This is a genomic window from Pseudomonas sp. S31 (genome assembly GCF_016648105.1).
Lineage (GTDB): Bacteria > Pseudomonadota > Gammaproteobacteria > Pseudomonadales > Pseudomonadaceae > Aquipseudomonas.
The window spans coordinates 265,392-285,580 of sequence record NZ_JACVVE010000002.1; the positions used below are offsets into that span (position 1 = coordinate 265,392).

Below are 20,189 nucleotides of genomic sequence, written 5' to 3' on the forward strand. Positions count from 1 at the left end.
CACATTGGTTGCGACTATTTGTTGTTTTTGCCTACGAAAGGAGATGAAGCTATGAATTTTCCTACTCGAGCGGCCGTCTTTCTGGTCAGTTGCCTACCTGTCTTGGCGTTTGCGGACCCCGTTCAGGACGCGCGTCTGCAAGGGGCCCTGCAAACCGCACTGTCGCTCAATCGCATGCTCAATCCCTTTCGCATCGAAGTCGCTGTCGACGATCGGCAGGCCCGGCTGGCCGGGGAAGTCGAGAACGAGGTCGAGCGCCAGTTGGCCGAGCACGTCGCACTGGCCACCCGCGGCATCGAGCAGGTCGACAACCAGCTGAAGGTCAATCCGCAGTTGGTGGAGCGCCCGCTGGAGACGCGGGCGTACGCCCAGCGGCTGGAAGATGCGACCCTGGCCGCAGTGATCCGCGCGCGCCTGCTGTGGAGCCGCGTGACCGAAAAAGCCGCCATCGAGGTGCAAAGCAGCGAAGGCGTGGTCACCCTGCGCGGCAAGGTGGACAGCACCGAGGCCAAGGAGCTGGCGGGTGTGGTGGCGCGCACCACCGACGGCGTGTACCTGGTCAACAACCTGGTCAGCCTGGACAGCGCGGCGATGGCCAAGGCCCGGGAGAAGCCGGTGGATGCGCCTGCGGGGCCACAGCCCAGTGACAAATGGGTAGTGGACAAGATCCAGAACAGCTTCCGTTTCAGCCGTAACCTCGATGGCCTGAACATCAAGGTCGCCAGTGATGAAGGCCTGGTTCGGTTGTCTGGCGAGGTGGTGAGCAGCGAGCAGAAAACCATCGCAGTGGAGATCGCCCGGCAAATCATCGGCGTGCGCGGCGTGGACGCCGATCTGCTGAAGGTGGCGACCAAGGTCGAGGGCTGATTCGTGCAAATCGCACGATGCCACGGGGGGCATCGTGCAGGATACGTTCTGGCGCGTGTCGCGTCCTAACTTCAACTTATTGATTTATAAGGATTTTATAGAAAATCAAAGTCTGGCATGCAGGCTGCAACTACCTCCTCAGGTTTGCACAACAACGACCGCAGGAGAAGCCGGCATGAACCGCCCAACCATCGACCGCTCATCAATCGCCGTACTGCCTTTGCGCCAGTTCCTGGTGATCGGGATGGCTCTCCTGCTGACCCTCGCCGTCGGCCTGTTCTATCACAGCTGGCAGACCTCGCGACTGGCCGATCAGGTGGCTGCGCAGACTGCCCTGCTGGCGAAGCTGCAGTCCTCGCGTGCCACCACGCTGGTCCGTGCTGCCGAGCCGCTGGCCCAGGTCAGTGGCAAGGACCAGAAGCAGGTTGCACCGGCCACCGTCGACAACGTCGTACCCCAGGATCGCTGGGTGTTCTGAGGGCCAGGTCGACCGCCTTGTGCCGCACCGATTTCATCAAGGAAAAGAAGGAGAACCACCATGCTGAGCTGGGCTATCACATTCCTCATCATCGCCATTGTCGCTGCCGTTCTGGGCTTCGGTGGTATCGCCGGCGCTGCCACCGGTATCGCGAAGATTCTGTTCATCGTCTTCCTGGTGCTGTTCGTGGCGTCCTTCTTCTTCGGACGTGGTCGAGGTTGACGACGATGGGCATGAAGCTCCGTGCCGCCCTGGCTGCCGCCTTGCTGGGCGGCAGTGCAGCGGTGATGGCGGCCAATGACGGCCAGTTGCGGGCTGATCAGTTGCTCGGCTCGGACCCGGAATACCGGGAAACCTGGCAAGACACCATCAAGGGCGAAGAACGCTTGCCGGATTGGGTGATCAACCTGTCCGGCAGTGCCCAGGCGCAAATGTCGGCGGTGACCGAGGACGGTGACAAATACCTGGTCGGGCCATTGTGCGAGACCGCCGACAACTGCACCTACAAACGCCTGATCGTGGCGTTCAGCTGGGACAAGGACGATGCCTACGGGATGCTCGTGGAAGTCCCCGAAGGCCTGCCGAGCGACAAGTCCCCCACCCGCCATGCGCAGTACCGTTGGCTGGGCGATCCGGACGACGGCATGAAAGCGATGTTGCAGGAGCAACTCAAGCGCGACCCGAAGTGGTACTGACCGACGGTCGAGCATTGTCACGTAATGGAAGCGGAACCTTTCTATCGTTCACGCTTCTATGATGCGCCGCCCCGAGGAGGGGCGACACATGACCAGGGGGCCGGGCTGTTCTGATTGTTGCAGGATCGGAGTGGCCTAGGGGTACAGGGAGTACCTCCAGCATCGGGCCGGGTCAGGCGGGCAGAATCGGAAGTTCCAGGTCGAGTTCGTGCCAGAGGGGCACTTGAGCGCGACCTGGCTTCCGAGGCGCCATCCGCGCGTGCTCCTTCGCGCGTTTCCCTACGAGACACATTTTGCGTCGACCATCTATCTATTTTTTTTCCGAATGTGCCCGGCGTGGCGAGACGCCGCTGAGGCCGTTCGGATTGTCGAACACAGCGATTTTTCCCTCATTTGCATGCCGCCAAATCGGCCTAAAAATGGCGTTTTGGCCATGTTCGGATTTCCGAACGTTATAAATCAATGGCTTACGAGTACCCTGCGACAACCTGTCAGTCTATGCATGATCGGTATGGGGTATGCGTTTCCGGCATTAGATTTCGCCCTTTGCCATCGCAATAGTTGCCGCCTTTTCGCTGGCCCGAGCGCCTGTTCGCTCGCTTGCGGTGTCCTTACATGGGGTCCCGGACGGAAGCACTCGTGCTGCCCGTGACGTTGCCAACGGCTCTGTTACGCGCTTTTCCGGTCGGTACCCATGATCACTAGAACAAAGGGTAAAGACATGAAGAAGGCAAAACTGAGCCTCGCCTGGCAGATCGTCATCGGTCTGGTCCTGGGCGTTGCGGTCGGCGCGCTCCTGAACCACTTCAGCGCAGAGAAGGCCTGGTGGATCGGCAACGTGCTGCAGCCCGCCGGTGACATCTTCATTCGCCTGATCAAGATGATCGTTGTCCCGATCGTGATTACCTCGCTGATCGTGGGTATCGCCGGGGTAGGCGATGCGAAGAAACTGGGCAGCATCGGCCTGAAGACCATCCTGTACTTCGAGGTGGTGACCACCATCGCCATCGTCGTCGGCCTGGTGCTGGCCAACCTGTTCCATCCAGGCGCCGGCATCGACATGAGCACCCTGGGTACCGTCGACATCTCCAAGTACCAGGCCACCGCAGCCGAGGTACAGCATGAGCATGCGTTCATCGAGACCCTGCTCAACCTGATCCCGTCGAACATCTTCGCGGCGCTGATGCGTGGCGAGATGCTGCCGATCATCTTCTTCTCGGTGATGTTCGGCCTGGGCCTGTCGAGCCTGCAGGCCGACCTGCGCGAGCCGTTGGTGCGGACTTTCCAGGGCGTGTCGGAGACCATGTTCAAGGTCACCCACATGATCATGAACTACGCCCCGATCGGTGTGTTCGCGCTGATCGCCGTGACCGTCGCCAACTTCGGTTTCAGCTCGCTGCTGCCGCTGGCCAAGCTGGTGTTGCTGGTGTACTTCGCCATCGCCTTCTTCGCCTTCATGGTGCTGGGCCTGGTGGCGCGCCTGTTCGGCTTCTCGGTGATCAAGATCATGCGCATCATGAAGGACGAGCTGATCCTCGCCTACTCCACCTCCAGCTCCGAGACCGTGCTGCCTCGGGTGATCGAGAAGATGGAGAAGTACGGTGCGCCGAAGTCGATCTGCTCGTTCGTGGTACCTACGGGCTACTCGTTCAACCTCGATGGTTCGACCCTGTACCAGAGCATCGCGGCGATCTTCATCGCCCAGCTGTACGGCATCGATCTGTCCTGGAGCCAGCAGTTGCTGCTGGTGGTGACGCTGATGGTCACCTCCAAGGGTATCGCCGGCGTGCCGGGCGTGTCGTTCGTGGTTCTGCTGGCCACCCTGGGCAGCGTCGGCATTCCGCTCGAAGGCCTGGCCTTCATCGCTGGTGTCGACCGCATCATGGACATGGCGCGTACCGCCCTGAACGTGATCGGCAATGCCCTGGCCGCGCTGGTGGTGGCACGCTGGGAAGGCATGTACGACGCAGCCAAGGGCGAGCAGTACTATGCCTCGTTGATTGCCGAGAAGCAGGAAGCGGCCCTGGTGGGCGAGCCTGCCAAGCGCTGAGCTTGACCTGCTGAACCGGAAAGCCCCGACCTGTCGGGGCTTTTTGTTATTGGTTGCGATTTGCAGTCCCTTGTAGGAGCGGGTTTACCCGCGAACACCGGCAAAGCCGGTGCCACGCACCGCGTTGCCTGGTTCGCGGGTAAACCCGCTCCTACAAGGGACTGCATAGGTCAGTGCACCGCCGATACGTTATGATTCGGGCATTTATCAGGGGGTACACACGGATGCTCAACGGCCTTTGGCTCGGCTTTTTCCTGGTGGCGGCGGTGTCTGCCCTGGCCCAGTGGCTGGTAGGCGGCAACGCCGGCATCTTCGCCAGCATGGTCGAGAGCATCTTCGCCATGGCCAAGCTGTCGGTCGATGTCATGATCCTGCTGTTCGGCACCCTGACCCTGTGGCTGGGCTTTCTCAAGATCGCCGAGAAAGCCGGCATCGTCGAGTGGCTGGCCAAGGTGCTCGGCCCGCTGTTCGCCCGGCTGATGCCCGAGGTGCCGCCCGGCCACCCTGCCCTGGGCCTGATCACCATGAACTTCGCCGCCAACGGCCTGGGCCTGGACAACGCCGCCACGCCGATCGGCCTCAAGGCCATGCGCGCCCTGCAGGAGCTCAACCCCAGCAGCACCACGGCAAGCAACGCGCAGATCCTGTTTCTGGTGCTCAACGCCTCGTCGCTGACGCTGCTGCCGGTCACCATCTTCATGTACCGCGCGCAACAAGGCGCGACCGACCCCACCCTGGTGTTCCTGCCGATCCTCTTGGCCACCAGCGTCTCGACCCTGGTCGGGTTGCTGTCGGTGGCGGTGATGCAGCGTCTGCGCCTGTGGGACCCGGTGGTGCTCGCCTACCTGATTCCCGGCGCCCTGCTGCTGGGCGGTTTCATGGCGTTTCTCGGTACCCTCTCGGCGGCTGCGCTGGCCAGCCTGTCGTCGATCCTCGGCAACCTCACGCTGTTCGGCGTGATCGTGTTGTTCCTGGTGATCGGCGCGCTGAAGCGGGTCAAGGTGTACGAGGCCTTCGTCGAAGGCGCCAAAGAGGGCTTCGACGTGGCCAAGAGCCTGCTGCCCTACCTGGTGGCGATGCTGGTGGCGGTGGGCGTGCTGCGCGCTTCCGGTGCGCTGGAGCTGGCCCTGGACGGCATCCGCCATGCGGTGGGCTGGATGGGTCTGGACAGCCGCTTCGTCGACGGCCTGCCCACTGCGCTGGTCAAGCCGTTCTCGGGCAGCGCCGCGCGGGCCATGCTGATCGAGACCATGCAGGCCCACGGTGTCGACAGCTTCCCCGCGCTGGTGGCGGCGACCATCCAGGGCAGTACCGAAACCACCTTTTACGTGCTGGCGGTGTACTTCGGCGCGGTCGGCATCCAGCGCGTGCGTCACGCGGTCGGCTGTGCCTTGCTGGCGGAGTTCTCTGGCGTGGTCGCGGCGATCTTCGTCTGCTACTGGTTTTTCGCCTGAGCCTGGTCGAGGCCGGCCTGGCTCACGGTCCAGTCGACCACCTGCCGGGCTAGCTGGTCGCTCGCTGCGCCAAAGCCGGTGACCACCGCTGGCACCTGGGGGCCGGCCAGCGGCTGGCGCACTTCGAAGCGCTTGCTGGCGAGGATGCGCTGGCTGCGCCCCTGGACCAGCCGCGCATCGTAGCGGATCAGCACCTCTACCCCGCCACCCGCCTGGTACTCGCTTTGGAAAGCCTGCAGTTCGCCGGCCAGCTCGTAGTCGGCTTGCAGGTTGCTGTCGTCGGCGCTCAGGCGCTGTACCCGGCCGTCACGTTGGAAGCCGTCGAGCAGGCGGTTGCGTACCAGCAGCGGCACCGGGTCGCTCCAGCGCGCGCCCTTGTAGCTGCTGATCACGTCGCCCTGGGGAATCACGGCGATGCGTGGCCCAGCCAGTACCTCGCTGGCCAGCGGCTTGTTCAGGCGCAGCGACCAGCCCACCGGGGTGCCGTGCTGGCTGGCCTGGCTGACTGGTAGGCGGTAGATATCCACAGGCTCGCTCTGCGGCAGGATCGAGCAGGCGGTGGCCAGGCTCGCGGCGGCCACCAGGGCCAGCAGGCGCAGCGACGCTTTCATGGCTGGAACTCCTTGTTGTTGTCACGGCCCAGCAGGTAGCCGCTGGGGTCGGCCTCCAGGCGGCGCGAGATGCCCTTGAGTGCATTGAGGGTTTCGCGCAGTTCGCGGATGGCCGGGGTCAGCTGGTTGAGCCCTTGGGCACCGTCGCCGATGGCCTGGCTGTTGTCCTTGAGCAGGTTGTTGATGGTTTCGGTGCTCTGCGCCAGCGACTGCATGGCCTGTTCGGCGCTGCCGATGGCCTGCTTGCCAGAGCTGCCGAGCAGGGTGTTGGCATTGCGCATGAGTGCCTGGGTTTCGGCCAGGGTGGCGTTGGCTTGCTTGCCGACCAGGGCCAGTTGCTCGATGGCGTCGCTGATACCGCCTTTCTCGTTGGCGAAGGCGCCGGTGGTCTGCTCGAGGTTGGCCAGTGTGTTGCTCAGACGGTCGGTGTTGCTCTGCGAGAACATCTGGTTGGCATTGTGCAGCAGCAGGTTGATGTTGGTGACCAGATCGCTGCTGTCGTTGAGCAGCCGCGAGATCGGCGATGGCGACGCGACGATCACCGGCAGCTTGCTGCCCTTGCCGCGCAGCTCGGGGCTTTGCGGGGTGCCGCCGCTGAGCTGGATGAACGAGTTGCCGGTCACCCCGGCCAGGGTCAGCTTGGCCTGGGTATCTTCCTTGACGGGCGTGTCACCACTCAGACGCACCCGCGCCAAAACCCGGCGCGGGTCCTTCGGGTCGAGGCGCAGGCTGGTGACGTCGCCGACCTTGATGCCGTTGTACTGCACCGGGCTGCCCCGGGACAGGCCCGAGACCGCTTCGTTGAAGACCACCTCGTAGTCCTTGAAGGCATCGTCGACGCTGGACTTGGTCAGCCACAGGCCGAACAGCATGGCGCCGACGATCACCAGGACGGTGACCAGGCCGATGAGAACGTGATGAGCTCGGGTTTCCATGGTTCAGCGCTCCTGCCGTGCACCGCTGGCGGCCTGTGCAGCCGCACGCCCGCGGGGGCCGTGAAAGTATTCGTGGATCCAGGGGTCGTCGGTCTGCTCGACCTCGGCCAAGGGGCCTGCCACCAGCACCTTCTTCTGCGACAGCACCGCGACCCGGTCGGTGATGGTGTACAGCGTGTCGAGGTCGTGGGTGATCAGGAACACGCTCAGCCCCAGGGCATCGCGCAGAGTGAGGATCAGCTGGTCGAAGGCCGCTGCGCCGATCGGGTCGAGGCCGGCGGTGGGTTCGTCGAGGAACAGGATGTCCGGGTCCAGGGCCAGGGCGCGGGCCAGCGCGGCGCGCTTGATCATGCCGCCGGACAGCGACGAGGGGTATTTGTCGGCGGCCGACAGCGGCAGCCCGGCCAGGGCCAGCTTGACCCCCGCCAGGTGCTCGGCATCGGCGCGCGACAGCCCGGCATGCTCGATCAGCGGCAAGGCGACGTTCTCGGTCACGGTCAGCGATGAGAACAGCGCGCCCTTCTGGAACAGCACGCCGAAGCGTCGCTCCACCTGCGAACGCTGGCGCTCGCCGAGTTGCGCGAGGTTTTCGCCGAACACTTTGATAGTGCCTTCGTTGGGCCGGCGCAGGCCGATGATGCTGCGCAGCAGCACCGACTTGCCGCTGCCCGAGCCGCCGACCACGGCGAGAATCTCGCCGCGATACAGGTCCAGGTCGAGGTTTTCATGCACGCTCTGGCTGCCGAAGCGGTTGCAGATGCCGCGGGCTTCGATCACCGCTTGCCGATCGCTCACCAGCCCATCTCCATGCAGAACAGCGCGGCCACGGCGTCGAGCACGATCACCACGAAGATCGACTGGACCACGCTGGAGGTGGTATGGGCGCCGACCGATTCGGCGCTGCCGCTGACCTTGAAGCCTTCCAGGCAACCGATGGCCGCGATCAGGAAGGCGAAGAACGGTGCCTTGGCCAGGCCCACCACGAAGTGCTGCACACCGATGTCGCTTTGCAGCAGCGACAGGAACATGGCCGGCGTGATGCCCAGCGACAGGGCGCAGACCACCGCGCCGCCGACGATGCCGCAGACCATGGCGACGAAGGTCAGCAGCGGCAGCGCGATCAGCAGGGCCAGCACCCGTGGCACCACCAGCAGTTCGATGGGGTTCAGGCCCAGGGTACGGATGGCGTCGATTTCCTCGTTGGCCTTCATCGAGCCGATCTGCGCGGTGAAGGCGCTGGCGGTGCGGCCGGCGAGCAGGATGGCGGTCAGCAGCACGCCGAATTCGCGCAGGAAGGAAAACGCCACCAGGTCGACGGTGAAGATCGTCGCGCCGAACGCCTTCAGCACCGTGGCGCCGAGGAACGCCACTACCGCGCCGACCAGGAAGGTCAGCAACGCGACGATGGGCGCGGCGTCCAGCCCAGTCTGCTCGAGGTGCGCGACCACCGGCGTGACCCGCCAGCGATGGGGTTGGAACAGGCGCCGCACGAGGGTTTCGAGGATCAGCCCGATGAAACCCAGCAGTTGCCGGGTGTCTTGCCAAAGGGTCGCGACCGCGCAGCCGATGCGCTCGAGCAGTACCAGGAACACGTTGCGTTCCGCGGCCTTGATCGGGATGCAGTAGTCCTGGACCGAGCAGTAGACGGTCTTGAGCAGGGCGCGGCTGGCCTCCGGGAGCTGGCCGGTGCAGTGCGACAGGCGCTCGGCGCCGAGCAGTTCGGCCAGCAGCGAGGCACCGGCGGTGTCCAGGCGCCCCAGCTGGCTGAGGTCGGCCACGGCATCGGCCGCGCATTGGCTGCGCAGTTGCTCGCTGTCGCGGCGCAGGTTGGCGTAGTGCGCCAGGGTCCAGTCACCGGCGATGCGCAGGCAGGCCGGCTGGCAGCTGGTGTCCAGTGTTGCGCTTGGCGTGGTCATAGGCTCCATGCATCTGACTGGGCGCGGGAACATAGAGGCTGATCATAGCCCAGCCAGGCTGCCGGGGTTCGTTGAAAATGTGCTGTCCGTAGGACTTGGCGGCGCGCGGCACCCCGTGGACTCAATCTGCTGCCGCGTCGTCGACCACCTTGAAGCGCAGCACGCCGATCACCTGGCCATCCTCGGTGAGTACCCGCACCTGCCACTTGCCCACTGGATTGGGCGGGAAGTTCTGCTTGTGGGTCCAGGCGCGGTAGCCTTCCTTGCGCCCGCCATGGATATCCAGGGCGATACGGTCGACTTCCTGGCCGTCCTTCTGCCAGACGTGGTAGATGCGTTCGTTCAGGCCGCGGGGTGCGTTGATCGCGGTGTAGGCGTACAGGCCACTGCTGCGGATGCGGCTGGCCGCGATTTCGTCCAGCGAGTCGCCGGGCTGGCGGTTGATCACCTCGGTACTCACCGCCACCTCGGTGAGCCATAGCGTGGCTGGCGGCACCCAGGAGCGCAGCAGCCAACCGCCACCGCCAACGGCGAGGGTCACCAGCACCAGGGCCACGCCACGACGCCAGGTGTTCACCGGGAAGCTGCTGGCCAGGCTCGGGAACGACAGGGCCATGGCGGCGATCAGGGCCAGCTTGAAGCTTTGCGCGGTGGTCAGGTGGAGGATGATCGGCAGTGCGGTGAGCAGTGCGGCGAACAGGGTCAATGTGTGCAGCGCCATGAACAGCCAGCGCCGCGGAGCCAGCCACTTGTAGTACAGCGGGTCGATGATCGAGATCAGCCCGGCGGCGCCCAGCAGGCCGGTGAACACCAGTTGGCCGCTGTTCCAGGTGGTGGTGATGAAGAAGAACGGCAGGACGAAGAACAGGCTTTCCTGGTGGATCATCTGCGTCGCGTAGCGCAGCAGCGGTTGCGGGATCTCGCGCTTGAAGGTGCGGGCGAACAGGCCGACGAGGGTGTTCTCGAACATCAGCCAGACCCAGCTGACCAGCATCAGCACGGCGACCCAGCTGGCCAGGCCGGCTTGGCGGTCGACCAGGATGAAGCTGCCGATACCGGAGAGGAAACCACCGAGCGCGATGACGCCGGGGTAGCGTTTGAGCAGTTCGATGATGCGGATGATGAAGTGGGGTAATGGAGGCATTGGATCTACGACGGCATGGTGGGGGGCTGTGCCGGCCCTTTCGCGGGTAAACCCGCTCCTACAGGGGGCGCCTGTAGGAGCGGGTTTACCCGCGAAAGGATACCGCTGTTTCACCGTTCCCGAGTAGCACCACTGGGCCGCTGCGGCGGATGCCGCCGCCAGCGCAGCAACCCTGCCGCGACGATCACGCCCAGCAGTAGTGCCAGCAAGCCATAGAACTCGTCATACCCGAGCATCGGCTTTTCGATGCGCAGATAACCCTGGTCCTTGAGCATGTCCTTCAGGGCGTCGTTGGCCTGCTCCAGGCTGACCTGGCGCAGCTTGCGCGCCGGGTCGGCGAAACGGCCGTTGTCGTAGTCGTTGAGCGCGCCCCAGTAGTAGTCGGCCAGCGCGCTGTTGCCCTGGGTACTCCAGCTCTCCTTGGCGACGGCGGCGTCCTTGATGCGGGCGAAGGTGTCCGGGTCCAGCCCGTCCTTGCGCAAGTGCTCGAACAGCTGCTGCATCACCTCGATGGCCTGGTCGACATCGTCGCGTTCCAGGTCGGCATTGAGGCTGAGCATGCCGCTGTCGCCGAAGCTCTCGCGTTGCACCGAAGGCCCGTAGGACAAGCCGTTGCGCAGCCGCAACTGGTCGTACAGGGCCCATTCCAGGTAGCGCGACAGCAGGTCTAGGGTCTGCTGGTGGTCGTTGTCCAGCACCGGCTCGATGAACAGCCAGTGCAGCTTGACGTTGTCACCCAGCCAGCCATGGACCAGGTCGCGGCGCTGTTCGGCCTGCTGGCTGATGCTCTCGAGGTTGCGGCGCTCTTCCGGCTCGGTGGCCGGCAGCTCGCCGTAGGTGCGCTCAAGGTAGGCCGGCAGCAGGCGGTCGAGGCCGCCGACGACGATCAGGGTCATGTTGTTGGCGGCGTACCAATGGTCGCGCAGGGCCTGCACCTGCTCCAGGGTCATGTCGTCGAGATTGGAGCGTTCCGGACACTTCAGGCCCAGTTCGGTGGCCAGCTGGTCGCTGGCTGGGTGGCCGATGTCCTGGCGGTCGAGCCAGCGCTGCAGGTGGCCGTAATGGCCGCCGTCCTCGCGCTCGATGATGCGCTTGGCGGTGGCCAGGGCCTTGGCGTCGATGCGGGTGTCGCGGATCACCGCCAGCAACAGGTCGAGCACTTTGCGCTGGTTGCGCGCCGGCGCTTCGATGACGAAGGTGGTGTCGGCACTGCTGGTGTAGGCGTTCCACTCCCCGCCCAGGCTTTGCAGGCGTTCTTCCAGGCCGCCCTCGCCGGTCTCGTCGATGCCGCTGAACAGCAGGTGTTCGAGCAGGTGCGGCAGCTCTTTCTGCTCACAGGCGAAGTCGTCCAGGCCAACGCCGACCACCAGGCGAATGGCCACGTGGTCGCGTTCGTACCCGGACTTGAGGATGACCTGCAGTCCATTGGGCAACAGATAGCCTTCGACCCGCGAACGGTCGAGGGCCAGTGAGGGGAGGCTGCAGATCAGCAGGCAAAGGAACATCAGGCAACGCATGGGCGAGCGTGGGTCTCCAGATTGGCGAGATCAGGGCTGGCGGGCTTCCTCTGGCGCACCGTCGAGCAGCAGTCCACCGGTGTCCGCGCTGCCCAGTACCACATAGGCACTGCTGCAGAACAAAGAGTTCAACCGTTTCATGTCCGCGATCAGCTCCAAGTGTAGCGAACTGGTCTCGATACTTTGCACCACTTTGCGTTGCAAACGGCTGACATGGGCGTGGGCCAGGCGCCGTTCCTGAGCGCGAAAACGGCGTTTCTCCCGTAGCAACAGGTGAGCGCTCTGCGGGTCGGCGCTGAGGAACACCGACAGGCCCAGGCGCAGGTTGGCCAGCAATTGCTCCTGCAGGCCGGTGAGCTCCTGCAGGCCGACCTGGGAGAACTCGCGTCGCTGGCTGGTCTTCTGTTGTTGCACCTTGCGCAGCATGCGTTCGATCAGGTCGCAGGCCAGTTTGAGGTTGATCGCCAGCTCGATGATTTCGGCCCAGCGTCGGTTGTCCTGGTCGCTGAGGTCGTCACGCGGCATCTGCGCCAGGTACAGCTTGATCGCGCTGTACAGCGCGTCGGCATCCTCGCCCAGGCTGCGCACCTGTTGCGGCAGGGCGGTCTGGGTGCCGCGCAGGGCGCCGAGCATGGCCTCCAGCAGACTGTCGACGATGTCGCCCAGGCGCAGGGTTTCCCGCGCCGCGTTGGCCAGGGCCAGGCTGGGCGTGGCCAGTGCCGAGGCGTCGAGGTGGCGCGGGCGTACCTGGCCGTTGCCGTTGTCGCGGTCTGGTAGCAGGAAGTTGCACAGCCGCCCCATCGGTGCGGTGGTCGGCAACATGATCAGGCAGCGCAGCGTGTTGTAGAGCAGGTGGAAGCCGATCACCAGCTCCTGCGGACTGAAGTCGAGCGAATCCATCCACTCCACCAGCGGGTGCAGCGCCGGGATGATCAGCAGCAGGCCGATCAGCTTGTACAGCAGGCTGCCCAGAGCCACGCGGCGGCCGGCGGCGTTCTGCATGCTGGTGGTCATGAAGGCCAGCAGCCCGCTGCCGATGTTGGCGCCGACCACCAGACCGATGGCCACCGGCAGGCTGATGACCTCGGCGCCGGCCAGGGTCGCGGTGAGCAGCACTGCAGCCAGGCTGGAGTAGGAAACCATGGCGAACAGCGCGCCGACCAGGGCATCGAGCAGGATGTCGCCGGTCAGCGAGGCGAACAGTACCTTGACCCCCTGGGCCTGGGTGATGGGCGTGGCGGCGTGGACGATCAGATCCAGGGCCAGGATGATCAGGCCCAGGCCAATGCCCACGCGGCCCAGTTGTCCTGCGCGGGTCTGCTTGCGCGAGAGGAAGAAGATCACGCCGAGGAACACCAACAGCGGCGACAGCCAGGACAGGTCGAAAGTCAGCACCCGTGCCATGAGCGCGGTACCGACGTCGGCGCCGAGCATGATCGCCAGGGCCGGGGTCATGGCCATCAGCCCCTGGCCGACGAACGAAGTGACCAGCATGGCCGTGGCGTTGCTACTTTGCACCAGGGCGGTGACGACGATACCGGCGACGAAGGCCAGTGGCCGGCGACTCATGTTCTGGCTGAGTACGCGGCGCAGGTTGGAACCGAACACCCGGAGGATGCCGGTACGGACGATGTGCGTTCCCCACACCAGCAAAGCTACGGCGGAGAGCAGATTGAGCAGGGTCAGCATGGCGACGCCCCCTGTTGTCGACGGCCCATGGGGCCAATGAGTAGAGCGTGAGCGCGTTGATGGTTTTTTTGGCGCTCACTCGAAGCTTTAGTCGTTTTGCGTGGTTGTTGCCAGCTTCTCACGAAAAAGGGCCCCGCAGGGCCCTCGATCGTTTTCCGCCTGGGTCTATTGACCCGGCACGTCCTTGCGGAGTTTCACAGGGTCATGCTCTTTGCCCTTCTTGCGCGCCATGGCGGTGCGCATCTTGATGTTGATCGCCTCCACCGCCAGCGAGAAGGCCATGGCGAAGTAGACGTAGCCCTTGGGCACGTGCACATCGAACGCTTCGGCGATCAGTACGGTACCGACCACGATCAGGAACGAAAGCGCGAGCATCTTCAGCGACGGGTGCTTGTCGATGAAGTCGCTGATGGCGCCGGCGCAGGCCATCATCACCAGTACCGCGACGACGATCGCGGCGATCATCACGGGCACGTGGGAGACCATGCCCACGGCGGTGATCACCGAGTCGAGGGAGAACACGATGTCGATGATGGCGATCTGGATGATGGTGTAGAAGAACTTGCCACCCGCCCCTTTTGGCGCTTCTTCCTGCTCGTCCTCGCCTTCCAGGCCGTGGTAGATCTCCTGGGAGCTTTTCCACAACAGGAACAGGCCGCCGAAGAACAGGATCAGGTCACGGCCGGAAATGCCTTCGCCGAACACCTCGAACAAGTCGGTGGTCAGGCGCATGACCCAAGTGATCGACAGCAGTAGCATGATCCGCGTGACCATGGCCAGGGCCAGGCCGAAGATCCGGGTGCGCGGCTGCATGTGCTTGGGCATGCGGCTGACCAGGATCGAGATCATGATGATGTTGTCGATGCCGAGCACGATCTCGAGTGCGGTCAGGGTGAAAAAGGCAACCCAGATTTCCGGGCTGGTCAGCCATTCCATGTGTATTCCTTCGAACGATTGAAGGCGGCGCGCCCGCAGTGGGGGCGCATCGCGGTGGGGTGATGCGTGTTAATTAAAGACTACTGAACAGCGGGAAAATGCCCATCAACAGCGCGGCGAGCATTATGCACATGCACACCAGCACTGCCCACTTGAGGGTAAAGCGCTGATGATCGCCGAATTCGATACCGGCCAGGGCCACCAACAGGTAGGTCGAGGGCACCAGCGGGCTGAGCAGGTGCACCGGCTGCCCGACGATCGACGCGCGGGCCATTTCCACGGGGCTGATGCCGTAGTGGGCGGCAGCTTCCGAAAGCACCGGCAGCACGCCGTAGTAGAACGCGTCGTTGGACATGAAGAAGGTGAACGGCATGCTCACCACGGCGGTGATCACCGCCAGGTAAGGGCCCAGTGCATCCGGGATCACCGCCAGCAGGCTCTTGGACATGGCCTCGACCATGCCGGTGCCGGAGAGGATGCCGGTGAAGATGCCTGCGGCGAAGATCAGCCCGGTGACTGCCAGCACGCTGCCGGCATGGGCGGCGATACGGTCCTTCTGCTGCTGCAGGCACGGGTAGTTGACGATCATGGCGATGCTGAAGGCGATCATGAACAGCACCGGCAGCGGCAGCAGCCCGGCGATCAGCGCGGCCATCAGCGCTACGGTCAGTGCGCCGTTGAACCACAGCAGCTTGGGCCGACGGGCTTCGGGGAACTGCGAAACGCTGATTTCGCTGTGGTCGATATCGTCGGTCGGCAGGTGCAACTCGCCCAGCCGGGCGCGTTCGCGCTTGCCGTAGAAATAGGCGATGGCGAGGATGCTCAGCACGCCGAAGACCATGGCCGGGATCATCGGCACGAAGATGTCCGACGGGTCCACGTGCAGGGCACTGGCGGCGCGGGCGGTGGGGCCCCCCCAGGGGGTCATGTTCATCACCCCGCCGGCGAGAATGATCAGGCCGGCCATGATCCGTGGGCTCATGCCCAGGCGGCTGTACAGCGGCAGCATCGCGGCGCAGCAGATCATGTAGGTGGTGGCGCCGTCGCCGTCGAGCGATACCACCAGGGCCAGCACCGCGGTGCCGACCGACACCTTCAGCGGGTCGCCCTTGACCAGCTTGAGGATCTTGCGCACGGCCGGGTCGAACAGGCCGGAGTCGATCATCAGGGCGAAATAGAGGATGGCGAACATCAGCATCACGCCGGTGGGCGCGAGCTTGCTGATGCCTTCGAGCATCATGGGGCCGATCTTGGTGGAAAAACCACCGAACAGGGCGAACAGGATCGGTACCAGGATCAGCGCGATCAAGGCCGACAGGCGCTTGGTCATGATCAGGTACATGAAGGTGATGACCATGGCAAAGCCGAGGAAGGTCAGCATGGCGGTACTCCAGGCGTGGCGCGACGAAAGAAAGGACTGTTCGAGCGGATCAGCGCGTTGGGCGCTGCGCGTGGAGCAAGCGGAGGGGGATTGCGCAGAGGCGGGCGTGCAAAGACATCAGAATCACCATTGTTGTTGTTGATTGGGCCGGGCACGGAAACATCTGGGTGCCCTGGCTGACCGGTCTTGTGCCGGTGGTGGCGCTATCCTAGGGGGGCAAGCTTTCAGCCAGCTTTCGCCGGGCGTGAGGCGACGGGAGGTAGGTGATGACGGATGTGAGTGAAGGAGGTTGCCATTGCGGCGCGTTGCGTTACCGGCTGCAGGGCGACTTGAGCGATATCGCCCACTGCCATTGCTCGATTTGCCGGCGGGTCAGTGGCGGCCTGGTGGTGACCTGGGTGACCCTGCCCCGTGTCGGGTTCACCTGGCTGGCGGGCACGCCCCGCTGTTACGTGGCCCCGGCCAGTTGCAGCCGGTATTTTTGCGGCAACTGCGGGGCGCATGTGGCGTTGCTGACCGAGCACAGCCCAGACAGTATCGATGTGACCGTGGCGACGCTGGATCACCCGGAGCGGGTGCGGGCGACGCGGCATATCTGGACCGGTAGCCGCTTGCCCTGGTTGCATCTCGATGAGGGCCTGCCGGCAGAATGGGAGGAGTCGATGTAGGAGCGGCGATTAGGGATCGCCGCCGAGCCTAGGGTAACTGCAATCCGCCGGCCGCCTTGTGCAATGCCCGCAAATGCTCGCCGATCTGCGTCACGTTGGCCTCGACCGCGGCAATTTCCTTGGCCCGCGCCGGGCTCAGCAGCGCCCTCACCTCCTTGTCCAGGTCGGTGCTCAGGCGCAGCAACTGTGCCTGGCGCTCGGTGCTGATCTGCTCCAGGTGCTTGCGCTCGTCGGGTTGTGGCAGGCCATAGCCCTTGGTGTCGAGCAGCTCCGCCGGGCGGCTGAGGAAACCGCTGTTGGCGAGCATCTGCCTGAGCGTCTCGTCGGCCTTGCCGATGCTGCCGTCTTTCAACGCAGTGGCGTTCAGGTAGCGCTGCTTCACTTCGTCCTGGGCCAGCAGCAGTTGCTGGCGCAGGGCGGCCTGCTCCAGCAGCAGCAAGGCGGCACTGGTACGCAGGTTGGCCTGGGCGAACCAGACGCGGCGTTGTTCGGCATCCAGGCCCAGCCAGTCCTCGACCTTTGCCTGCTTGACCGGCAGCTGCTTCTTCAACACCTCGAACATGGCCTGGTAACGGTCGCGGTAGGAGTCGAAGCGATAACCCAGGCGCAGGGCCTCGCGGGGATCGTCGAGCACGCTCGTATCGGCCAGGCCCCTGCCCTTGAGGACCGCGAGCAGGCCGTTGGGCATGATGCTGTCGAGGTCGTTCAGGCGTGGGTTGCCGGTACCGCTGCGCAGCAGCTTGAGCTCTTCCACCGCGCAGTTGTTGGACAGGAACCAGTAGTTGCCGTCGTAGCTCCAGTGCATCTCGGCTGCCTGGCGCACCAGGTTCTCCAGCTCATCGCGGCTGAGCTTGAGTGGTACCGAGGCCAGGCTGCGCAGTTCGGTCTTGGTGTACTCGTCGATCACCTGCGCCAGCGGCAGGACGAACAGCCGCGACGGGTAGGCGCCGACCAGGCCATCCCAGCTCGACAACTGCACGTCGTTGACGAACGCCCGGTACGACAGCACCAGATGCTGGTCGAGGTCCAGCCGACAATCGGGGCCGCGCGGTCGGCCGGGCTTGCAGATCACCAGGCGCAACATGCTGTGGCCCCAGCGGCTCACCAGGTTCTGGTTGGCCTCGGCCAGCAGGTAGTCCACCTCGTACACCCGCTCCGGGTCGATCTCGCCCAGTGGCTGGCGGGCGAAATCGCTGCCGGCGTTGAGAAATGGCAAGCCCTTGGCGCAGGTATCTTGCGCCGGTGCCCAACCGAAGTGGTCGTGCAGGTAGCGATTGAGCGCCGGTCGCCGGCAGCCATAGCTCGGGTCGAGGAGAAAGTACTCCATGTTGACCGCGACGAATTCCTTGGGGCTGCTCAGCTCGTAGCTGTCCGGGCTGCGCAGGAACTGGCCGTTGCGTTGCTCCCGCTCGCCGCGCCGGCCCACGTACTGCGGCCAGCCGGCGAGGTCGAGCAGGCGTGGGTCGTCACTGAGGGTGAAGCGCCGTTCGGCCTGGCCGCGACATTCTGCGCGCTGGCCGACCTTGCCCAAGGTGCCCTGCTCGCGCTTGCAGGCGGCGATCAACGAGCGCTCGGCACTGGGCCAGAGCCGGGCACGGTCGTAGATGTGGGTCAGTTCATGGAGCACGGTGGCCAGCAGCTCTTCGCGAACCGTGCCATGGGGGCGGCCAGTGCGCGCTTGCGCAGCACTGCCGTCCGCCAGGCTTGGCAGCAAGCGGCGGTTGAGTTCCAGGGTGGAGACCAGTGACGCCTGGCCATAGGCGTCGGCGCGCATGTTGTCGCTCCAGCTGACCCGGATACGCCGGTCCAGCTGTTGCTTGAAGCGCGGAGGAAGCTTGCCCAAGGCCTCGTCGAGCAAGGCCTGGGTGGCCTGCACCTGGTGCAGGTCGAGGCCGCTGGTCTGCAGGTCGAGTTGCAGGTCGGCCAGGGCGGGCGTGCCCAGCAGCGTCACGGCGCAGCCGAGCAACCAGGCACGCATGCGCTTCACAGTGCGAGGATGGCTTCGGCCAGTACCTGGTCGCTGGCACCGCGTGCTTCGGGCACACGCTCGCGCAGGGTGGTGAAGGCCGCCTCGAGTTGCGCGCCACGGATGTCACCTTGGCTGGCGACGAAGCTGGCGGCATCGTCATGCGCTTCGCGCACGACCTTGGAATCGCGGATCGAGGTGGTGGTGTCAGAGGTGAAGTCGATCGAGCGGCCAAAGGCGCGCACGATGATATTGCTGGTGGCCACCAAGGTTTGTGCCTGGGCCAGGTCGGCCAGCAGCAACATGCCGAGGGTAGCGGCGATCAGCGGTTTACGCATGGAGCATCTCCGGAACATGACAGGGAGTGAGGTGTAGTCATTGGACGAGAATTGCTTCGGCCAGTTCAAGGTCGCCGACCGAACGATGGGCGCCGCCATGGCGCAGCGCATCGAGCGCCGCTTCCAGGCGTGCGCCGCGGATCAGGCCATCGCTGGCAACGAACATCGCGGCATCGTCGCGGGCCTGCCTGACCAGCTTGCGGTCGAACGGTGCGGTGGTGACCTGGCTGGTGACATAGCCGGTGATGACCAGGCCCTGGGTGGTGGTGTCCATGGCATGGGCACTGCTCGTGGCAACGACGCATAACAACAACGGCAACAGATAACGCATGGGCTTTCTTAAGACAGGTGCGGGGGGCGAAGGCTAGCCCGGAAGCGCCGGCCTTTGCCAGCGCTTCGGTGGTCGGGCGGGTGGATCAGAGCGCCAGGATGGCCTGGGCCAGTTGCGCGTCGCTGGCCTGCAGGGCCGGCATGCTCGAGCGGATGTGCATGAAAGCGCTCTCCAGCTTGGCACCGCGGATGTCGCCCTGGCTGCCGACGAAGCTGGCGGCGTCGTCGCGCGCGGCCTGGACGATCTTGTCATCGCGGAACGACGAGGTCAGGTCCGAAGTGGCGTCGGTCGAGGCCGCGACGGCACGGACCACGGCATCGGTGGTGACGACGAAGCTGCTGGCATTGGCAGTACCGGCGAGGCCGAGCAGGAAAGCTGCGCCAATCAGGTGTTTACGGGACATGGTCATGGACTCCTGGAAAAGGGTCGGAAGATCTGCTTATCGGACGCTCGGACTGCTCGTCACGGTACCTTCGAACAACTGGTTTCTACCAGACTGTTAAGCCAAGCGTATCACGGGCTGGTATTTCCGGATGTTAACGAGCAGTATCGCGACAAACTGTAACGGTAGATTTGTGCTACGTTCAAACTGTACCTGTCTCTTCCGGAACCGCTCTATTCCGGGGTCCAGACAACAAAAAACCCGTTGCAGTGTCCCGCAACGGGTTTCAGTAATTCGCGGTGCCGGCCGTAGCCGGCGAACCGAAGCTTAGCGCCAGAACGGCTTGCTCAGCTCTTCGTAACGCTGCGACTCGCTGATGCCGGCGTCGGCCAGCAGGCGGGCGTCCAGGCGAGCCAGTTGACGGCGGCTGGCCAGGCGACGCTGCCAGAGCAGCAGGGTGGAGATGGCGCGCAGCGGCAGGGAAGCTTGGGATTGCTGGGCGTTGCTTTCGAAAACCAGACCGGAACTGAGGGTACGTTCCATGATGTTTCATCCTTCCGCTTATGGCGGGATTAAGTAGTGATCTAACTGGTGCCCATGATCCTCCTTCCGTGTCCATAACAGTAGATACAGTTCAACAGTAATGCGATGGCCCAGTTAACTGTTTAATGCGACTGTTGCACTCGAAAACGGCATAACTGTACTGGTCTGCACATACATGGTGCGTTTTTGATTTTCTAGGGAGGCTTTGGTAGGGAGATAGAGGGATAAAGCAGTACAGTAGTACAGTTTGTGATATCTGGTAGGAGCGGGTTCACCCGCGAACACCGG

General features: G+C 64.2%; 21 protein-coding genes. 7 read left to right on the plus strand and 14 right to left on the minus strand.

Annotation, left to right across the window (positions count from 1 at the left end):
• The first annotated feature begins 51 nt into the window (after positions 1-51).
• From IAE37_RS03625 to IAE37_RS03650, 6 genes are all read left to right on the plus strand, one after another.
• The gene (locus tag IAE37_RS03625; protein ID WP_201169330.1) at positions 52-867 is read left to right on the plus strand and encodes a BON domain-containing protein; all 816 of its coding nucleotides are present in this window, start codon (positions 52-54) and stop codon (positions 865-867) included.
• Between the two features lie 175 nt (positions 868-1,042).
• The gene (locus tag IAE37_RS03630; protein WP_201169333.1) at positions 1,043-1,345 is read left to right on the plus strand and encodes a hypothetical protein; all 303 of its coding nucleotides are present in this window, start codon (positions 1,043-1,045) and stop codon (positions 1,343-1,345) included.
• A gap of 60 nt (positions 1,346-1,405) precedes the next feature.
• Positions 1,406-1,567 (plus strand): DUF1328 domain-containing protein, encoded by a 162-nt coding sequence (locus tag IAE37_RS03635; RefSeq protein WP_003252966.1) that lies wholly within the window; start codon positions 1,406-1,408, stop codon positions 1,565-1,567.
• 5 nt (positions 1,568-1,572) lie between these two features.
• A complete protein-coding gene (locus IAE37_RS03640) occupies positions 1,573-2,040 on the plus strand; it encodes an inhibitor of vertebrate lysozyme family protein (protein ID WP_201169335.1) in 468 nt (155 codons plus the stop codon).
• Between the two features lie 721 nt (positions 2,041-2,761).
• Positions 2,762-4,090 (plus strand): glutamate/aspartate:proton symporter GltP, encoded by a 1,329-nt coding sequence (gene gltP / locus IAE37_RS03645; protein ID WP_201169338.1) that lies wholly within the window; start codon positions 2,762-2,764, stop codon positions 4,088-4,090.
• A 224-nt stretch (positions 4,091-4,314) separates the two neighbouring features.
• A complete protein-coding gene (locus IAE37_RS03650; protein WP_201169340.1) occupies positions 4,315-5,544 on the plus strand; it encodes a nucleoside recognition domain-containing protein in 1,230 nt (409 codons plus the stop codon).
• Here IAE37_RS03650 and IAE37_RS03655 read toward each other — a convergent pair.
• The 9 genes from IAE37_RS03655 to IAE37_RS03695 all read right to left on the minus strand — a co-directional run bounded on the left by IAE37_RS03655 (position 5,526) and on the right by IAE37_RS03695 (position 15,673).
• Entirely contained in the window at positions 5,526-6,155 is a 630-nt protein-coding gene (locus IAE37_RS03655) for an ABC-type transport auxiliary lipoprotein family protein (protein WP_201169342.1), read from the minus strand. The genes IAE37_RS03650 and IAE37_RS03655 overlap by 19 nt on opposite strands.
• Entirely contained in the window at positions 6,152-7,090 is a 939-nt protein-coding gene (locus IAE37_RS03660) for an MlaD family protein (protein WP_201169343.1), read from the minus strand. Before IAE37_RS03660 ends, IAE37_RS03655 begins: the two co-directional genes overlap by 4 nt.
• Before the next feature lie 3 nt (positions 7,091-7,093).
• Complete coding sequence (locus IAE37_RS03665; protein ID WP_201169355.1) at positions 7,094-7,885, minus strand: ABC transporter ATP-binding protein; 792 nt, start codon at positions 7,883-7,885, stop codon at positions 7,094-7,096.
• Positions 7,882-9,015: an ABC transporter permease gene (locus IAE37_RS03670; RefSeq protein ID WP_201169358.1), complete on the minus strand. Its 1,134-nt coding sequence runs from the start codon at positions 9,013-9,015 to the stop codon at positions 7,882-7,884. Before IAE37_RS03670 ends, IAE37_RS03665 begins: the two co-directional genes overlap by 4 nt.
• Positions 9,016-9,127: 112 nt before the next feature.
• Positions 9,128-10,150: a DUF5924 family protein gene (locus tag IAE37_RS03675; RefSeq protein WP_201169360.1), complete on the minus strand. Its 1,023-nt coding sequence runs from the start codon at positions 10,148-10,150 to the stop codon at positions 9,128-9,130.
• A 110-nt stretch (positions 10,151-10,260) separates the two neighbouring features.
• The gene (locus IAE37_RS03680) at positions 10,261-11,667 is read right to left on the minus strand and encodes a M16 family metallopeptidase (RefSeq protein WP_201169362.1); all 1,407 of its coding nucleotides are present in this window, start codon (positions 11,665-11,667) and stop codon (positions 10,261-10,263) included.
• A 30-nt stretch (positions 11,668-11,697) separates the two neighbouring features.
• The gene (locus tag IAE37_RS03685; protein ID WP_201169364.1) at positions 11,698-13,356 is read right to left on the minus strand and encodes a Na/Pi cotransporter family protein; all 1,659 of its coding nucleotides are present in this window, start codon (positions 13,354-13,356) and stop codon (positions 11,698-11,700) included.
• Positions 13,357-13,521: 165 nt separating this feature from the next.
• Complete coding sequence (locus IAE37_RS03690) at positions 13,522-14,292, minus strand: TerC family protein (RefSeq protein ID WP_201169366.1); 771 nt, start codon at positions 14,290-14,292, stop codon at positions 13,522-13,524.
• Positions 14,293-14,365: 73 nt separating this feature from the next.
• Positions 14,366-15,673 (minus strand): CitMHS family transporter, encoded by a 1,308-nt coding sequence (locus tag IAE37_RS03695; RefSeq protein ID WP_201169368.1) that lies wholly within the window; start codon positions 15,671-15,673, stop codon positions 14,366-14,368.
• Between the two features lie 266 nt (positions 15,674-15,939).
• On the opposite strand from IAE37_RS03695, the gene IAE37_RS03700 reads away from it, so the two are divergent.
• Positions 15,940-16,341: a GFA family protein gene (locus IAE37_RS03700; protein WP_201169370.1), complete on the plus strand. Its 402-nt coding sequence runs from the start codon at positions 15,940-15,942 to the stop codon at positions 16,339-16,341.
• 28 nt (positions 16,342-16,369) lie between these two features.
• On the opposite strand, the gene IAE37_RS03705 is transcribed toward IAE37_RS03700, so the two are convergent.
• The 5 genes from IAE37_RS03705 to IAE37_RS03725 all read right to left on the minus strand — a co-directional run bounded on the left by IAE37_RS03705 (position 16,370) and on the right by IAE37_RS03725 (position 19,901).
• Positions 16,370-18,328 (minus strand): DUF7844 domain-containing protein, encoded by a 1,959-nt coding sequence (locus tag IAE37_RS03705; RefSeq protein WP_201169373.1) that lies wholly within the window; start codon positions 18,326-18,328, stop codon positions 16,370-16,372.
• Positions 18,325-18,645 (minus strand): DUF2388 domain-containing protein, encoded by a 321-nt coding sequence (locus IAE37_RS03710; RefSeq protein WP_201169375.1) that lies wholly within the window; start codon positions 18,643-18,645, stop codon positions 18,325-18,327. The genes IAE37_RS03705 and IAE37_RS03710 overlap by 4 nt, the downstream gene beginning before the upstream one ends.
• Before the next feature lie 37 nt (positions 18,646-18,682).
• Positions 18,683-18,976 (minus strand): DUF2388 domain-containing protein, encoded by a 294-nt coding sequence (locus tag IAE37_RS03715; protein ID WP_201169377.1) that lies wholly within the window; start codon positions 18,974-18,976, stop codon positions 18,683-18,685.
• Positions 18,977-19,061: 85 nt separating this feature from the next.
• Positions 19,062-19,379, minus strand: a complete 318-nt coding sequence (locus tag IAE37_RS03720; RefSeq protein WP_201169379.1) for a DUF2388 domain-containing protein — start codon at positions 19,377-19,379, stop codon at positions 19,062-19,064.
• Positions 19,380-19,685: 306 nt separating this feature from the next.
• Positions 19,686-19,901: a DUF1127 domain-containing protein gene (locus IAE37_RS03725; protein WP_201169381.1), complete on the minus strand. Its 216-nt coding sequence runs from the start codon at positions 19,899-19,901 to the stop codon at positions 19,686-19,688.
• Positions 19,902-20,189 lie beyond the last annotated feature (288 nt).